The following is a 14,499-nucleotide window of genomic DNA, read 5'->3' as shown; positions in this document are numbered from 1 at the left end:
TGGTTATTGTCCTCCTCGGCTTTTGCGATAATTTTGAACATTAAGATATGATTGCTCCAGTCGGGGGACATACGTGGAGAAGTCCCGGCTGGCCATTCCCATGAACAGGATGTCTATAATGTGAAGCTGAGCGATACGCGAAGCCATATCACCCCGGCGCATTCCTTCCTCGAGCGACGATGAATACAGCGTAATATCCGCGAGGGCGGAGATCGCGCTGCTCCGGTAAGAGGTGATGCTGATCGTGAAGGCGCCGGCGTCTTTGGCACAGGCCAATGCATCGATGGTCTCCGGCGTTTCGCCGGAGTAAGAAACGGCAACGGCCACATCGCTTGAGGTCAGTGTGGAGGCTGACGTGATCTGCATATGGGAATCCGCAAAAGCGGTGCAGTTTTTTCCGATCCGGATCAGCTTCTGGTAAAAGTCCTGCGCCACGATGGAAGAGGTCGCCACGCCGTACAGATCGATGCGTTTCGCGCGGCACAGGGCATCCACGGCGCGCTCCAGCTGACCCAGATCAAGCAGCTCCGTCGTATCCCGGATGGAAGTCAGATGATTGGATTCGATCGCCTCGACGATCCCTGCCAGCGGGTTGCCCGCCACGATGTCCTGATAGCGAGTGTTTCCCGTGCGCGAGGCCATTTCGGCATGAGCGATCTCGGCCGCAAGCTTGAGCTTAAAATCAGGATACCCCTTACACTGAAAATTCTTACAAAAACGGGTTACGGTGGCAGCGCTGACCTCGCACTGATCGGCAAGATCCTTAATGCCCATATGCACAATCTCGGATGGGGCTGTCAAAATGAATTCCGCGAGCCGTCGTTCCTGACGGGGCAGACCTTCCTTTTCGACAGAAATAATATGCAAGATTGGTGTCATCACAAGCCTCCTTCAAGGTTCCCGGTGAGCTTATTGCCTGGGCATAACGAATGGGATTCCGTTCTGAAAATTATTTTTAAAAATATGAAAAAATGAAGAAAATAATTTTTACACCCCCATCATAGACCAACAAGCGGTGGGAAGCAAGGATAAAAATCGCTGATACGGGCCAAACGCCCAATTTATTCGCCTCTTTCGCACCTTCCCCCCTGATCTGACATAAGATGAGTTGACTGTATCCCTTAACCTTGTTAGACCACACATACCCGGGCAAGGAGGGGTGACACCATTGAAGGGGACCGACCATAACAGCAAGTTCTTGTTAACCCACCGTGAACGCGAAGTGTTTGAATTGCTTGTGCAGGACAAAACGACTCGCGATATCGCCGGGCAGTTGTTTATTAGCGAAAAGACGGTGCGTAACCACATCTCCAATGTCATGCAGAAATTAAACGTCAAGGGCCGTTCGCAAGCTGTCGTTGAGTTGATAAAACTCGGTGAGTTGAAGATCTGACACCATGCCGGTTGCATGAACGAAAGCACAGCGAAAGCCTTCCTTCCCGTTAGCTCGGGAGTGAGAAGGCTTTTTTGTGTTTTGGCTCCAAGAATCCGGTTATCGATGGTGACGGATAATGAGCAGGAACCTCTATTAACAATGAAGATATGGTAAAATGTTCGCAGTTGGTATTGGAGGCAGTACGATCGTTTGGGTCGAGCTTGGAATGCAAACCTGCATTTCGTTTTGTAGCTGTTTTGTACAAATAGCCTGCACATGTCGGAGGTGGAATAAACATGGGGTGGATGATCGGGATTACGGCCGGGGCCGTTTTGGTCCTCTTGGTATTGATTGGGTTTGGACGCAAGCGAAGCAGCGGAAGAAAGGGCAATGTCATCCAGCTGAAATCCAAAACGCGAACGAGCAGCGGGCAGCGTGGACAAGCATGCAGCAAGTGCCGCCGCAAGCGCCCGTTGACCTTTTATGCGGATGATTCCGGTGCCGTAAGAGGGCTGTGCACCGATTGCAAAAAGGAGCTGGGTCGTCATCAGGAATTGTATCCCGTATAGCGGAAGTTTCAGCGGTATATAAGAGGAAGTGCGAGGGAAAAATAACCTGCCCGCACTTCCTCTTTTTATAGTAATAAAGTACATATGGCTTCCGCCCCTGCAGATGAGCGAGGACTCCCTAACTTCTTCAAGATTGTGTATAGTGAATTACAGTTCCAAGCGAAAGGGAGGGTAAGAACGTGAACAGGTTTGGCAGGCTGAATACGCTGCGGAATCAAATCTTCCTCGGGTTTATGCTGGTGATGATCATCGTGTTGGCATTAGTCGGGGTTTTTGTATATGACCAGGTTTCCGCCCTTCTGCGCAACAGCGCCGAAAAGCATATCCAGCAGACGGCCGTGCAGGCCACGGGCAAGTTGGATGCGCTGCTTAAGCAGGTGGATACGCTGACGGCCCAAGTGTCCACGAACGCAACGGTTCAGCGTTATCTCGCGCAGGAGACCGCAGGTCATCCGATTACGTTCGGAGAACGGCAGTCCCTGCAGCAGGAAGTGCGCAAGTATGAGGCATACGCTACGGGCATCCGGTCGCTTGAATTGTATACAACGGATTATCGGCGGCTGTTCCCGCTCGACGAAGGCAGTTTGACCAGCCGGGTCGGGGTCGATTGGATTATAGCGGCTGACAAGGGCATGGGGAAGCTGGTATGGTTCGGCCAAGATCCCCGGGATCCGGACGTGGTGGTAGCGGTACGCCGAATCCGGCTGATCGACCATTCTTTTGTGCATGGCGGGTACCTCCTCGTGAAGCTGGAGAAGGACTATTTTGCGCTGACGGATTCTGCCGGCGGCATGGGCGGCGATTCGCGTGAAACGATGGGGCTGTTTGATCAGGCGGGCCATGAAATCTCGTCGGATTTTGCGACGGCGGTGGATTCGAAGGCGGTTCTGCACCGCGAAGGAGAGACCGTTACGGTCGGCGACGAGGACTATATCGCCGTACAGAGGCAGTCTGCGGCAACGGACTGGAATTTGGTCATCCTGACGCCAGTAGACTATACGACCGAAGGGATATCGGTGCTGCGGACCGCGATTATCGTATCCGGAGCCGTCGGTGCGCTGCTGTTTCTGATCTTGAGCTTTATTCTGACGACGATGATCATCCGGCCGATTCTGAATTTGATCAAAGCCATGCGCGGCGTGAGGCTGGGAACGCTGAAGCCCATTGCCGTCACCTCGAAGACGATGGAGATCAATGAGCTTAACAATTCGTATAACCAGATGGTGGATTCCCTGAACGAATTAATCGAGGTCGTGTACCAGAAGGAGATCATACAGAGCCGGACGGAGCTTAAAGCGCTGCAGGCTCAGATCAATCCGCACTTTCTTTTTAACACCTTGGAAGCGTTTTACTGGGCGCTCGACGATCAAGGCGAAGAAGAGCTGGCCCAGATCGTGGTCGCCATGTCGGGATTATTCCGCTACGTCATCAACCGCAAAGACGAGGATGAATGGGTATCGGTGCGGGACGAGCTGGATCATGCCGAACGTTATTTGATGATTATGAAAATGCGGATGCTCGACCGGTTATCCTGGAGAATCGAGGCGGACGAAGCCAGCAAGAACGTGCCGATTCCGAAGCTGCTGATCCAGCCGATCGTGGAAAATGCGATCCTGCACGGCGTTGAGCAGCGACTGGGGCCAGGCACCGTCATTGTGCGCGCGCAAGCCTCCGATCAACCGGGCTACACGGTTGTTTCGATTGCCGACGACGGGCCCGGGATGGACGAGGAGACCGTAGCCTCGTTATATTCCTCCATGGAAAAAGGGTATGCGGAATCCGCTAAAAAAAGCGGCGTCGGCATAGCCAATGTCGAGCAGAGAATCCGGCTGTATTACGCTTCCGAGCAGGCCGGCCTGCGCATTCACAGCGTGGTCGGTCAGGGGACGACCATTTCATTTCAAATACCGAACGATTTCCCGGCTATCGACGGGGAGGGGGAAAAGCATGAAAACGATACTGATCGTGGATGATGAACCAAGAACGAGGGAAGGGGTAAGAAAGACCCTGGAGGCGTGGTCGTCCGGCCGATGCAAAATCGTGACGGCTGCAAGCGGCGTAGACGCGCTGGAGTGGCTGCAGGAGCAGGTGGCGCATCTGGTGGTAACGGATATCCGCATGCCGGAAATCGGGGGGCTGGAGCTGATTGAGCGATTGCATGAACTGGAGCATCCGCCAGTCATTATCGTCATATCCGGCTACTCGGAGTTCGACTATGCCCGCAAAGCGCTGCAATACGGGGTCGTGGATTATCTGCTGAAGCCGCTGGATAAGCGGAAGCTGGTAACCGCGGTTGAATCGGCGCTGGAACGGCGGGAAAAGATCGATCGGATTGAGCGGATGGAGAAACTGGTCGACCCCAAGCTGCTGGAGGCGGCACAGCAGGATAAGGGATACAGCGTCCAGGTGCAGGAAGCTCTGAAGTACGTGGATCAGCATCTTCAGGAACCGGTATCGCTGAAGGAAGTGGCGGAGGTGCTTCATCTGAATTCCAGTTATTTCAGCGTGCTGTTCAAAGAGCAGACCGGGCTCACGTTCAGCGAGTATCTGACGCGCCGCAGGGTGCAGCGGGCCAAGGAACTGCTGGCGGGGACGCCGCTGCCGATCTCGGAAATTGCGGAGAAGGTCGGATACCAGACGGCGAAATATTTCGTGAAAGTGTTCCGGGACCTTGAGGAAGTAAGCCCGAGCCAATATCGCCAAAGCGTATCCGATAACGGAGAGGAAATCCAATAAAAGTGGAATTAGTCCCAATCATTATGACCTTATACAATCTTCCCCTCACTGATAAAATTTGATTAAAGCGGTTTCATAACGCGAACAGCATACTAGAAAAGGGGTTGTAAACGTGTTCAATAAAAAATGGACGGTTCTGCTTTTGACATTGTGTCTCGCTCTGGTTGCAGCCGGCTGCGGATCGAACAGCAGCAGCACGGGAGAATCGGGCAGCGGCGCTAGCGAAGGCGATAAAGTTACGGTAAACTTCATGCACTTGTGGCCGGCGGGCGTCTCCGCGGGACAGAACAAAATCGTGAATCAGATCATCGAAGAATATCAAAAAGAGAATCCAAACGTGACGATCAAACAGGAAGTTCTGGATAATGAGCAATACAAAAACAAACTGAAGGTGCTTTCCGCATCGAACGAGCTTCCGGACGTAGGCGTGACCTGGGCAGCCGGATTCCTGAAGCCGTACGTGGAAGGCAACCTGTTTGCACCGGTCGACGATTTGCTGGACGGCCAGCTGGGCGACAAGTTCGTGGCGGGCACGACCGAGGCTTATGCGATTGACGGCAAAACGTATGCGCTTCCACTCGAGTTCAATATCGCTCCGGTTTACTACAACAAGGCGATATTCGAACAACACAACCTGGAGATTCCGCAAACCTACGAAGAATTCAAGACGGTCGTGAAAACGCTGTCCGATAACGGAATTGCTCCGATCGCGCTCGGCAACAAGGATCGCTGGACCGGTTCGCTCTGGTACATGTACCTGGCAGACCGGATCGGCGGACAAGAAACGCTGGCCGGTGCAATCAGCGGCTCTGGCTCGTTTAAGGACGAATCGCTCGTCAAGGCAGCCGCCGAAGTTCAATCGCTGGTCGATGGCAACGCGTTTGTCAAAGGCTTCAACGGCTTGTCCAACGAGGAAGCGAAGTCGGAATTCCTGAACGGCAAAGCGGCCATGTACATGATGGGTACCTGGGAGCTGCCGAACTTCACGACGAATGAAGAGATTCCGCAAGAATTCCGCGACAGCGTCGGATTCTTCAAATTCCCGACCGTCGAAGGCGGCAAGGGCGATATTAACAGCTGGGTAGGCGGACCGGGCGTCGGCTTGTTCATCGGCGAAAACTCGAAGGTGAAGGAAGAGTCCAAGAAATTCGTGGAGTATTTCGTGACCAAGTGGGGCGAGCAGTCGGTAACGGGTGCCGGCGTCATCCCGGCAACCAAGGTGGATACCTCGGCGCTTGAGCTTCCACAGCTGTACATCGATCTGTTCGATGAAATGAACAAAGCTAGCAGCATTACCTTGTTCGCGGATGTTCAAATGCAGGCGAATGCCGCCGAAACGCATCTGAACATGATCCAGGCGCTCTTCGGCAAAGCCGTCACACCTGAGAAATTCTCCGAAGAGCATGACGCAGCGATATCCAAAGGGAACTAAGACTCGGGACAACGATGAAACAGGATGCGATTTATCCGGCAGCGATGCCGGGTAAATCTTTCCTCAAGACCATAGGAAGAAAGGAGTCGGACACTTTGGATAAAGTGATGTCCAACAAAAAAATCATCGCGCTGTATGTTCTGCCTGCACTGCTTGTGATCATGGCTGTCGTGTATATTCCGATCATGCTAACCGCCTATTACGGACTGAACGAATGGAACGGAATCGGTGCGATGACCTTTATCGGGCTGGATAATTACCAGGCCCTGCTCTCGGACGGCAAGTTCTGGGACAGTGCATGGCACTCCCTGCTGTTAGCCGTATTCTCGGCTGCAAGCCTGATGATTTACCTGGCCGTGGCGATGGTGCTGGCCTCCAAGATCAAAGGCGCCAACCTGTTCCGCAAAATCTATCTCATTCCGATGCTGCTGTCCTCCGTTGCCATCGCGCAGCTTTGGCTGCGCATCTATCACCCGACGAACGGGATCGTGAACAGCTTCCTGGAGTCCATCGGGATCACGAACCCGCCCGCATGGCTTGCCGAACCGTCGCTTGTATTATTTGCATTGTTTATTCCGATTTTGTGGCAGTATGCCGGTTTTTATATCTTGATCTATTATGCAGCCTTGAAGAATATCCCGGCTTCGCTGGTTGAAGCAGCTAAAATCGATGGGGCAACCTCCTTCCAAATAGCGTTCCGAATCAAGCTTCCGCTCATCATGGAAGTGATCAAGGTAACGATCGTGCTGGCGGTGGTAGGTTCTTTGAAATACTTCGACCTCATCTTCGTCATGACGGACGGGGGGCCTAACGGCGCGAGTGAAGTCATGGCGTCCTACATGTATCATACGGCTTTCCGCGCTTATGATTTCGGTTACGGCAGCGCGATCGGGTTCTTCCTGCTTGTGATCTGTCTGATCGTAACGTGGGTCATTCGGAAATTAACGGCATCGAAAGAAACGATCCAATATTCATAAGGAGGGATGCTTCATGATATCCGGAGCCACAGGACAGCTCCAAGAAGGGCGCGCCCGTTCCGGAAACGGAGCTGGAGGCAGGATTGGATACGCGCTGTTGTACATCGTGCTGATCGGCGTAGCCGTATTCCAGCTGTTCCCGCTCGTATGGCTGCTGCTGTTCTCTTTGAAAAACAATCAGGAAGTATTCGATCTTCCGCCTCTGTCCCTTCCGATGAATCCGCGCTGGGAGAATTACGAGAAGGTATGGAGCGCCGGCAACATCAGCGTTTATTTTCTGAACAGCGTGTGGATCACCGTTGTCGCGACTGCGCTTACGGTCATTCTGGGAAGTCTCGTCACCTTCGCGATTACGAGAATGAAATGGAAGGGCAGCTCATTCGTGCTCGGGTTGTTTATGGTGGCCATGATGATTCCGGTTCACTCCACATTGATTCCGCTGTTCAGCATTTTTAACAAGGTCGGTTTGACCGATCATCCGGTTTCTTTGATATTGTCGTACGTGGCTTTCAATATGCCGATCACGATCATGATTCTGCTCGGATTCTATTACACGCTGCCGAAGGAAGTGGAAGAGGCGGCGGTCATGGACGGCTGTTCGGTACACCGGGTCTTCTTCCGGATCGTGCTTCCGATGACGGGCTCGGTGCTGGCGACGACTGCCATCATTAACATGATTTATAACTGGAACGAATTTATCTTCGTGAACACGTTCATCAGCTCGGATATGTTCAAGACGCTGACCGTCGGCGTCCAGAACTTTATCGGTCAGTACACGACCGATTGGGGCGCTATCGGCGCAACCCTGATGATCAGCATTTTGCCGATCCTGCTGATGTTCCTTTTCCTTAGCGATCGTATCGTGGAGGGCATTGCAGCGGGTTCTGTTAAAGGTTAAGATTCATCGAACTCATTAATATTCGGATAAAAAAAACGAGCCGTTTCAAGGGATTTCTTGGAGCGGCTCGTTTTCTATTGCATAATGATTGGCTTGCAGGGCCGCTTGCCATAAAAAAAGCATCGCAAGGTTGGATTAACCTTGCGGATGCCCCGTACATGATGAAACTAACTTTTGCCTGCCGAAGCCTGTCGTTTAAACCCATCCCAATGCCCGCGCCGCCTGGGCGACCAGGAAGGTCACGCCGATGGCGATGGCCGTCGGAATGGCAAAGGACAGGAACGTCCACTTCGCGCTTTTCGTTTCCTTCCAGATGTTGACGAGCGTGGTTCCGCAGGGGTAATGGAGCAGCGAGAACAGCATCATGTTCAGCGCGGTCAGCCAGGTCCAGCCTTGGTCCAGGAAGATTTGCTTGAGGGCAAACATATCCTCCACCTCCGTCAGGGAGCCTGTTGCCAAATATCCCATCAGCAGGATCGGCAGCACGATCTCGTTCGCGGGAAGCCCGATGATAAAGGCCATCAGAATGAAGCCGTCAAGTCCGAGCGCGCGTGCAAACGGGTCAAGGAAGCTTACAAAGTGAATCAGGATGCTGGAATCCCCGACGTAGATATTGGCCAAAATCCAGGTCAGCACGCCTGCGGGCGCTGCGACGATGATGGCTCTGCGCAGGACATAAATCGTTTTGTCGAGCGTAGACCGGAGTATGGTATTCAGGATTTTCGGTTTGCGGTATGGCGGCAGCTCCAGCGTGTAGTGGGAAGGAACGCCTTTCAATGCCGTCTTCGATAATCCCCATGACACCGTAAGCGTGACAACGACGCCGATCAACACCATGCCCATGACAACGGAGGCGGTCACGAGCGTCTGGGCTCCTCCCGAAAAGCCGGCCGCCATGAACAAGGAAGCCAGCAGGATCAAAGTCGGCCAACGACCGTTGCAGGGCACGAAGTTGTTGGTCAGAATGGCGAGCATCCGCTCCCGCGGCGATTCGATAATCCGGGTCGACATAATGGCGGCCGCATTACAGCCGAATCCCATCGCCATGGTGAGGGACTGCTTGCCGTGCGCTCCCGTTTTTTTGAACAGTCGGTCCAGGTTAAAGGCTACCCGCGGCAAATAGCCGTAGTTCTCGAGAAGCGCGAAGGCCGGGAAGAAGATGGCCATGGGTGGCAGCATCACGCTGACAACCCAAGCGGTTCCCCGGAACAACCCGAGTATCAGCACGCCATGGAGCCAGTCGGGAGCATGGATGGCCTGAAAAGCCATGGTCAGGTATCCTTCAACCCAGCCAAAGAAACTGGCCAGCATGGAAGAGGGCACGTTTGCCCCGGCGATCGTCAAGTAAAAAATAACGCCGAGCATGGCCAGCATGATCGGGAATCCCCACAGCTTGGAGGTGAAGATGCGGTCCAGCCGCTCGGAACGGTACAGCAGCTCCCGGTTGGTCACGGTGACGGCGTCGCTGCACAGCTCCCGGGATTTTTTGAATAACTCGCCCACGATGTCTTCCCGGACATCCTCAACCTGATCAGAAGGAATGGCCGCTGTTAGAGCTTCCAAGCGCTTTAGCTGTTCCAAGTGAAATCCCCCCTTTATCCGCGGCCTTTAATCTCTCTTTCAACGTCGCAATCAGCTTGCGGTCTCCGTCGAGAAAGCGGATGGCTAGCCATCTGGCCGGATATTCGTCCCCGACAACGTCTCGTAATTGGGACTCTAATCCCGAAATTTGCGCCTCCAGCTGTTCGTTGTATTTCATCCGGTAGGGCTTGGTCGGAGTCTGTCCCGAGGACATCAGCAGCAGCTGTTCGGACAATACGTCCAGCCCCTCGTTGTTTCTGGCCGATATGGGAATGACGGGAACGCCGAGCTGATCCGCCAGCTTGCGCGCGTTAACCTGAATTCCTTTTTTCTTCGCTTCGTCCATCAGATTCAGGCAAACGATGACGCGGTCGGTCATTTCCAGCACTTGAAGGGCCAGGTTAAGGCTGCGCTCCAGCGCGGTTGCATCCAGGACCAGAAGGGTGACGTCCGGTTTCTCGAAAATAATATAATCGCGCGCCACTTCTTCATCGGCTGAGTTGGAGAACAAGGAGTACGTCCCGGGCAGATCGATGAACTGGAAGCGGGCGTCTTTGTATTCGTAATGGCCGCTCGCGAGACTGACCGTTTTGCCGGACCAGTTGCCGGTATGCTGCTTCAAGCCGGTGAGCGCATTGAAAAGCGTGCTTTTTCCCGTGTTCGGGTTGCCCGCCAGCGCGACGGTATACGTTCTCATGATGATATCACCTTACCCCATATTAACTGGCTCTCTTCTTTTCTTAACGCAATGACGGTGCCTGCTACTCTATAAGAGGTAGGATCTCCGAGCGGGCTGGCCTTCAACACTTCGATGACGGAACCCGGAACGAAACCGAGGTCCAGAAGCCGCCGTTTATGTTCGCCGCGGATATCCACCTGTTCAATCAAAAATCGCTCTCCGAGAGCTGCCTGATGCAGATGCTGCCGATGTTTTGTCTCATCCATAAAGTTTAACCTCTCCCTAATAAATTGGGCCGAGCATATATTGTTTCCTTGAAGCAACTTTATGCCTATAGTATGACCGAATGAGTGTATTGTCAACTGGATTCATCAGATATTTATTCCGGTTTCATGCGGATGGTCCCCATGCAGCTTCCCTTGGAACTTCCATTTTATGCTTGAAAGGGAAGCAAGATGCGTTTAATATTTATATATGAGCAATTACTCATATAAATAAGGGGGATTCCTATATGGTTTGGGATGTTATCGTAATCGGAGCGGGACAGGCGGGATTGGCATCCGGCTATTGGCTGCAGCAGGCGGGGATGAAGTTTCTGATGCTGGATCGGGGATCGGAGGCGGGGGAGGTTTGGAAGACGCGGTATGATTCCCTGAAATTGTTCACGCCCAGAACGCATAGCGCGCTATATGGGATGACTTTAGAGGGGGAACCGCACGGGTTCCCGGATAAAGATGAAGTGGCTTCCTATTTGAAATCCTATGCGGCACGGTTCAGGCTGCCCATTCAGTTCGCGACGAATGTAACATCGGTCCGCAAGGAAGGTGGAATGTTTATCGTCGATACCGATCGCAAAAGCTTCCATACCAAGGCGCTTATTATCGCAACCGGACCGTTTCAGCAGCCTAGAATCCCTGCGTTTGCAGCCTCTGTTCCGGGGGATGTTCTCCAGCTGCACTCGTCCGAGTACAAGAGGCCTTCCCAGCTTCAAGAGGGCGATGTGCTTGTCGTTGGCGGCGGAAACAGCGGGGCGCAGATCGCGGTGGAATTGTCCGGGGACCGGGAGACGTATTTGGCGCTTGGGCAGCCGCCGCGGTATTTGCCAATGGCTCTTTGGGGGAAGGGGATGTTCTGGTGGCTGGACAGGCTCGGCGTTCTCTCAGCCAGCAGTTCCTCCTGGGTGGGACGCAAGCTGAGGGGCATGGGGGACCCGATTTTCGGATATGAATTGAAACAAGCGGTCAAGTGCGGTAAAGTGGTGTTGAAAACGAGAGCCGTTGGTGCCGGCGCTTCCGGCATGCGATTCGAGGATGGGACGGCGTTAAAGGTCCGGAACATCGTCTGGGCTACCGGCTTTGCTGCCGGCTATGATTGGCTTCATATAGAGCAAGCGTTGGATCGCAAGAAGGCACTTATTCATACACGCGGCATCAGTCCGGTGAAGGGGCTGTATTATGTAGGCTTGCCTTGGCAGACGCATCGGGGCTCCGCGCTGCTGGCAGGAGTTTCACGGGATGCCCGCCAAATCGTTCAAGCCATTATGGAGAAGAGGGGATAAGTTTATGGAAAAAGAACACCATGAGCTGCTGCACGAAGACCAGGCCATGGAAGCGTCACGACTCCTGAAGGCCATTTCGGATCCGACGCGGATCCGGATTCTTCATTTGCTCTCACAGGAAGAATGCCCTGTCGGTCATATTGCCGAGGTGCTTGGCATGAGTCAGTCGGCGGTATCCCATCAGCTTGGCTATCTGCGCAGTTTGAGACTGGTCAAATACCGAAGGGACGGAAATATATATTATTACACGTATGAAGATGAGCATGTTATCGGGATTTTGCAGCAGGTGCTGGACCATATCGCTCATTAGAACATCCCGTCCTATTGAGGCTTGACATTCCGGCCGCACGGCTGTAATGTATTGGAAAATGAAATTCCGTGAATAACCATCATCAAGGACATGAGAATGCAAGATTCGGCGAGACAGAGAGGAAGCCCACGGCTGAAAGGCTTCTCCCCGCCAGGCTGCATTCTTCCTACCTTGTAGTTGCCCGCCGTAACCAAGCGGCGCCGGTTTGGCCCGTTACCGCCGCATGAAGCATCTTGCTAGAAGCGTCCAGACGGTCTGCAAGATGGAATCAGGGTGGTACCACGAGCACATTCGTCCCTAGGAGGCGAATGTGCTTTTTTTGCGTGCGGCTGGTGCTTATTCATGGATAGTAGAAGAAGGAGTATGAGGAAGATGCGGCAAAGCCAATTATTGATGACCACGATGCGCGATGTGCCGTCCGAGGCGGAAGCACTGAGCCATCAATGGATGCTCCGCGGCGGATATATCCGTCAAACGGCGGCAGGGATCTATTCGTACCTGCCGCTGGGCTGGCGGGTCTTGCGGAAGATCGAAGCGATCATCCGGCAGGAAATGGACGCAGCAGGCGGGCAGGAGCTTCTCATGCCCGCTGTCCAGCCCGCCGAGCTGTGGAAGGAATCGGGCAGATACGACGTATACGGCGCGGAGCTGATCAGGCTCTATGACCGCCATGACCGTGAATTCGTGCTTGGACCAACCCATGAAGAAGTGATTACGTCCATCGTACGCCAGGAGATTTCCTCGTACCGGAAGCTGCCGGTCAACCTGTACCAGATTCAGAGCAAATACCGGGATGAGCGACGCCCTCGTTTTGGTCTGCTCCGGGGCCGGGAATTCCTGATGAAGGACGCGTATTCCTTCGATCGGGACTGGGAGGGACTGGACGCGTCCTACCGGAACATGTATGACACGTATGAGCGAATCTTTAGCCGCTGCGGTCTGATGTTCCGGGCGGTGGAAGCCGATGCCGGCGCGATTGGCGGACAAGGGGAGACCCATGAATTCATGGCACTGGCCGACATAGGGGAGGATACCGTTGTATCCTGCAGCGATTGCCGTTATGCGGCGAATTTGGAACGTGCGGAGTCTGCGGCTCCGGGAGAGCCTGATGCCATGCGGGATTCCGTAAAAACCGGCGGCAGCTCAGCTATGGAGCGCATATTCACTCCTGGAGTGAAGAGCATTCAGGAACTGACGGATTTCCTCCAGGTCGGTGCGGAGCAATTGATGAAGACGCTGATTTACCGCGTGGACGGTGAACTGGTTACAGTGCTTGTCCGTGGGGACAGGGAAGCAAACGAGACCAAGGTGAAGTCCTACTTGGGAGCAGAAGCTGCGGAAATGGCGAGTGCCGAAGAGGTCAAACAGGCGACAGGAGCACCTGTCGGGTTTGCGGGACCGGTTGGCTTACAACTAAAGATTATGGTCGATCATGAAGTGGCCGCCATGGCGGAGGGCATTACCGGTGCGAACCTGGAGGACACCCATCTGAAGGGGGTCCGCCCGGGACTTGATTTCTCGCTGGATTACGTCGGCGATTTCCGGAATGTGACGGAAGGAGAGCCTTGCCCGCGCTGTGGAGCACCGCTGCAGTTTCATCGCGGGATTGAGCTCGGGCATGTTTTTAAGCTGGGAACCAAATATAGTGACGCCATGCACGGCAAGTACCTGGATGCCGACGGCCGGGAAAAACCTCTGATCATGGGATGTTACGGTATCGGCGTTTCCCGCGTCATGGCGGCCATTGCCGAACAGCGAATTTCGGATGGACGTTTGGTCTGGCCGATGTCCGTCGCTCCGTTCAGGGTCCACATCATCCCGGTTGCGGTGAAGGATGAGACCCAGATGCAACTGGCCGAGCACATCTACCGCGAGCTGAGCGGTGCTGGTCTTGAGCCTCTTTTGGACGACCGGGACGAACGGGCCGGGGTCAAGTTTAAGGATGCCGACCTTGCGGGCGCTCCGCTGCGCATCATCGTCGGGCGCGGTGCGGCTTCGGGGGAGGTTGAATGGATGGGCGAGGATGGAATCAAGATCAGTTTGCCTGCCGAGGAAGCAATCCAGCGTTCCCGCGAGGAGGCAGACCGTCAGCTGAAGTGAATGCTGTGGAGCCTCTAAGTATGAGGCCAAGTATTCATGAAATTGAAGGATGATGAGAAGGAATGAACTTGTGCACATCTTTCAAGTCTCTAATAACGACTTACAGGATGGATAATGGAGCGTACGCAGCTAGCTCTAGAGAACCTACGGTTTCCGTAAATGGAGAAGGCATCCCCAAGGTTGTATGACCTTAGGGGATGATTTTTCGTTTATGAAGATGGTTCGTTTGCTAATAAGCCATAAGGAGCCGACCAGATGTTTAACGCATTATGATGAAGTAGCAC

At 53.7% G+C, this 14,499-nt stretch carries 14 protein-coding genes; 10 read left to right on the top strand and 4 right to left on the bottom strand.

The features are described from left to right. Window positions 1-3: 3 nt before the first annotated feature. Window positions 4-879 (bottom strand): MurR/RpiR family transcriptional regulator, encoded by an 876-nt coding sequence (locus tag RB298_RS01825; protein WP_096775365.1) that lies wholly within the window; start codon window positions 877-879, stop codon window positions 4-6. Between the two features lie 289 nt (window positions 880-1,168). Between RB298_RS01825 and RB298_RS01820 the strand changes: the two genes are divergently transcribed. The 7 genes from RB298_RS01820 (at window position 1,169) to RB298_RS01790 (ending at window position 7,987) form a co-directional block, all read left to right on the top strand. Then, on the top strand, window positions 1,169-1,393 hold the full coding sequence (locus tag RB298_RS01820; RefSeq protein ID WP_006208732.1) for a helix-turn-helix domain-containing protein: 225 nt from the start codon (window positions 1,169-1,171) through the stop codon (window positions 1,391-1,393). Between the two features lie 278 nt (window positions 1,394-1,671). Then, entirely contained in the window at window positions 1,672-1,944 is a 273-nt protein-coding gene (locus RB298_RS01815; RefSeq protein WP_096775366.1) for a hypothetical protein, read from the top strand. Between the two features lie 179 nt (window positions 1,945-2,123). Beyond that, the gene (locus tag RB298_RS01810; protein WP_486045447.1) at window positions 2,124-3,917 is read left to right on the top strand and encodes a cache domain-containing sensor histidine kinase; all 1,794 of its coding nucleotides are present in this window, start codon (window positions 2,124-2,126) and stop codon (window positions 3,915-3,917) included. Continuing rightward, on the top strand, window positions 3,892-4,680 hold the full coding sequence (locus tag RB298_RS01805) for a response regulator transcription factor (protein ID WP_096775368.1): 789 nt from the start codon (window positions 3,892-3,894) through the stop codon (window positions 4,678-4,680). The genes RB298_RS01810 and RB298_RS01805 overlap by 26 nt, the downstream gene beginning before the upstream one ends. A 112-nt stretch (window positions 4,681-4,792) precedes the next feature. Beyond that, window positions 4,793-6,112 (top strand): extracellular solute-binding protein, encoded by a 1,320-nt coding sequence (locus tag RB298_RS01800; protein WP_096775369.1) that lies wholly within the window; start codon window positions 4,793-4,795, stop codon window positions 6,110-6,112. A gap of 95 nt (window positions 6,113-6,207) precedes the next feature. After that, window positions 6,208-7,089: a carbohydrate ABC transporter permease gene (locus tag RB298_RS01795; protein ID WP_090910779.1), complete on the top strand. Its 882-nt coding sequence runs from the start codon at window positions 6,208-6,210 to the stop codon at window positions 7,087-7,089. A gap of 13 nt (window positions 7,090-7,102) precedes the next feature. Next, a complete protein-coding gene (locus RB298_RS01790) occupies window positions 7,103-7,987 on the top strand; it encodes a carbohydrate ABC transporter permease (protein WP_096775370.1) in 885 nt (294 codons plus the stop codon). Between the two features lie 195 nt (window positions 7,988-8,182). Here RB298_RS01790 and RB298_RS01785 read toward each other — a convergent pair whose 3' ends face one another. From RB298_RS01785 to RB298_RS01775, 3 genes are read right to left on the bottom strand one after another with little or no spacing between them, the layout of a single operon-like run. Next, entirely contained in the window at window positions 8,183-9,568 is a 1,386-nt protein-coding gene (locus RB298_RS01785; RefSeq protein WP_009591592.1) for a nucleoside recognition domain-containing protein, read from the bottom strand. Then, window positions 9,519-10,265, bottom strand: coding sequence for a FeoB small GTPase domain-containing protein (locus tag RB298_RS01780; protein WP_096775371.1), 747 nt, complete (start codon window positions 10,263-10,265; stop codon window positions 9,519-9,521). The genes RB298_RS01785 and RB298_RS01780 overlap by 50 nt, the downstream gene beginning before the upstream one ends. Next, on the bottom strand, window positions 10,262-10,513 hold the full coding sequence (locus RB298_RS01775; protein ID WP_015733973.1) for a FeoA family protein: 252 nt from the start codon (window positions 10,511-10,513) through the stop codon (window positions 10,262-10,264). Before RB298_RS01775 ends, RB298_RS01780 begins: the two co-directional genes overlap by 4 nt. 245 nt (window positions 10,514-10,758) lie before the next feature. Between RB298_RS01775 and RB298_RS01770 the strand changes: the two genes are divergently transcribed. The 3 genes from RB298_RS01770 (at window position 10,759) to RB298_RS01760 (ending at window position 14,215) form a co-directional block, all read left to right on the top strand. Next, window positions 10,759-11,805 (top strand): flavin-containing monooxygenase, encoded by a 1,047-nt coding sequence (locus tag RB298_RS01770; RefSeq protein ID WP_486045442.1) that lies wholly within the window; start codon window positions 10,759-10,761, stop codon window positions 11,803-11,805. A 4-nt stretch (window positions 11,806-11,809) separates the two neighbouring features. Continuing rightward, window positions 11,810-12,115 carry an ArsR/SmtB family transcription factor gene (locus tag RB298_RS01765; RefSeq protein ID WP_009591630.1) on the top strand — a complete coding sequence of 102 codons (306 nt, stop codon included), beginning with the start codon at window positions 11,810-11,812 and terminating at the stop codon, window positions 12,113-12,115. 372 nt (window positions 12,116-12,487) lie between these two features. Next, window positions 12,488-14,215 carry a proline--tRNA ligase gene (locus RB298_RS01760; RefSeq protein WP_486045440.1) on the top strand — a complete coding sequence of 576 codons (1,728 nt, stop codon included), beginning with the start codon at window positions 12,488-12,490 and terminating at the stop codon, window positions 14,213-14,215. Window positions 14,216-14,499 lie beyond the last annotated feature (284 nt).

It is taken from the genome of Priestia sp. BR_2 (assembly GCF_041954005.1).
Lineage (GTDB): Bacteria > Bacillota > Bacilli > Paenibacillales > Paenibacillaceae > Paenibacillus_AQ > Paenibacillus_AQ lautus_A.
The sequence above is the reverse complement of the archived record's forward strand: the minus strand, read 5'-3'. Positions and strand labels throughout refer to the sequence as shown.

Coding starts and splice junctions, on each gene's coding strand:
- RB298_RS01790 (WP_096775370.1), top strand. CDS start 7,103: ATGATATCCGGAGCCACAGGACAGCTCCAAGAAGGGCGCGCCCGTTCC.
- RB298_RS01780 (WP_096775371.1), bottom strand. CDS start 10,265: ATGAGAACGTATACCGTCGCGCTGGCGGGCAACCCGAACACGGGAAAA.
- RB298_RS01765 (WP_009591630.1), top strand. CDS start 11,810: ATGGAAAAAGAACACCATGAGCTGCTGCACGAAGACCAGGCCATGGAA.
- RB298_RS01815 (WP_096775366.1), top strand. CDS start 1,672: ATGGGGTGGATGATCGGGATTACGGCCGGGGCCGTTTTGGTCCTCTTG.
- RB298_RS01825 (WP_096775365.1), bottom strand. CDS start 879: ATGACACCAATCTTGCATATTATTTCTGTCGAAAAGGAAGGTCTGCCC.
- RB298_RS01770 (WP_486045442.1), top strand. CDS start 10,759: ATGGTTTGGGATGTTATCGTAATCGGAGCGGGACAGGCGGGATTGGCA.
- RB298_RS01760 (WP_486045440.1), top strand. CDS start 12,488: ATGCGGCAAAGCCAATTATTGATGACCACGATGCGCGATGTGCCGTCC.
- RB298_RS01805 (WP_096775368.1), top strand. CDS start 3,892: ATGAAAACGATACTGATCGTGGATGATGAACCAAGAACGAGGGAAGGG.
- RB298_RS01775 (WP_015733973.1), bottom strand. CDS start 10,513: ATGGATGAGACAAAACATCGGCAGCATCTGCATCAGGCAGCTCTCGGA.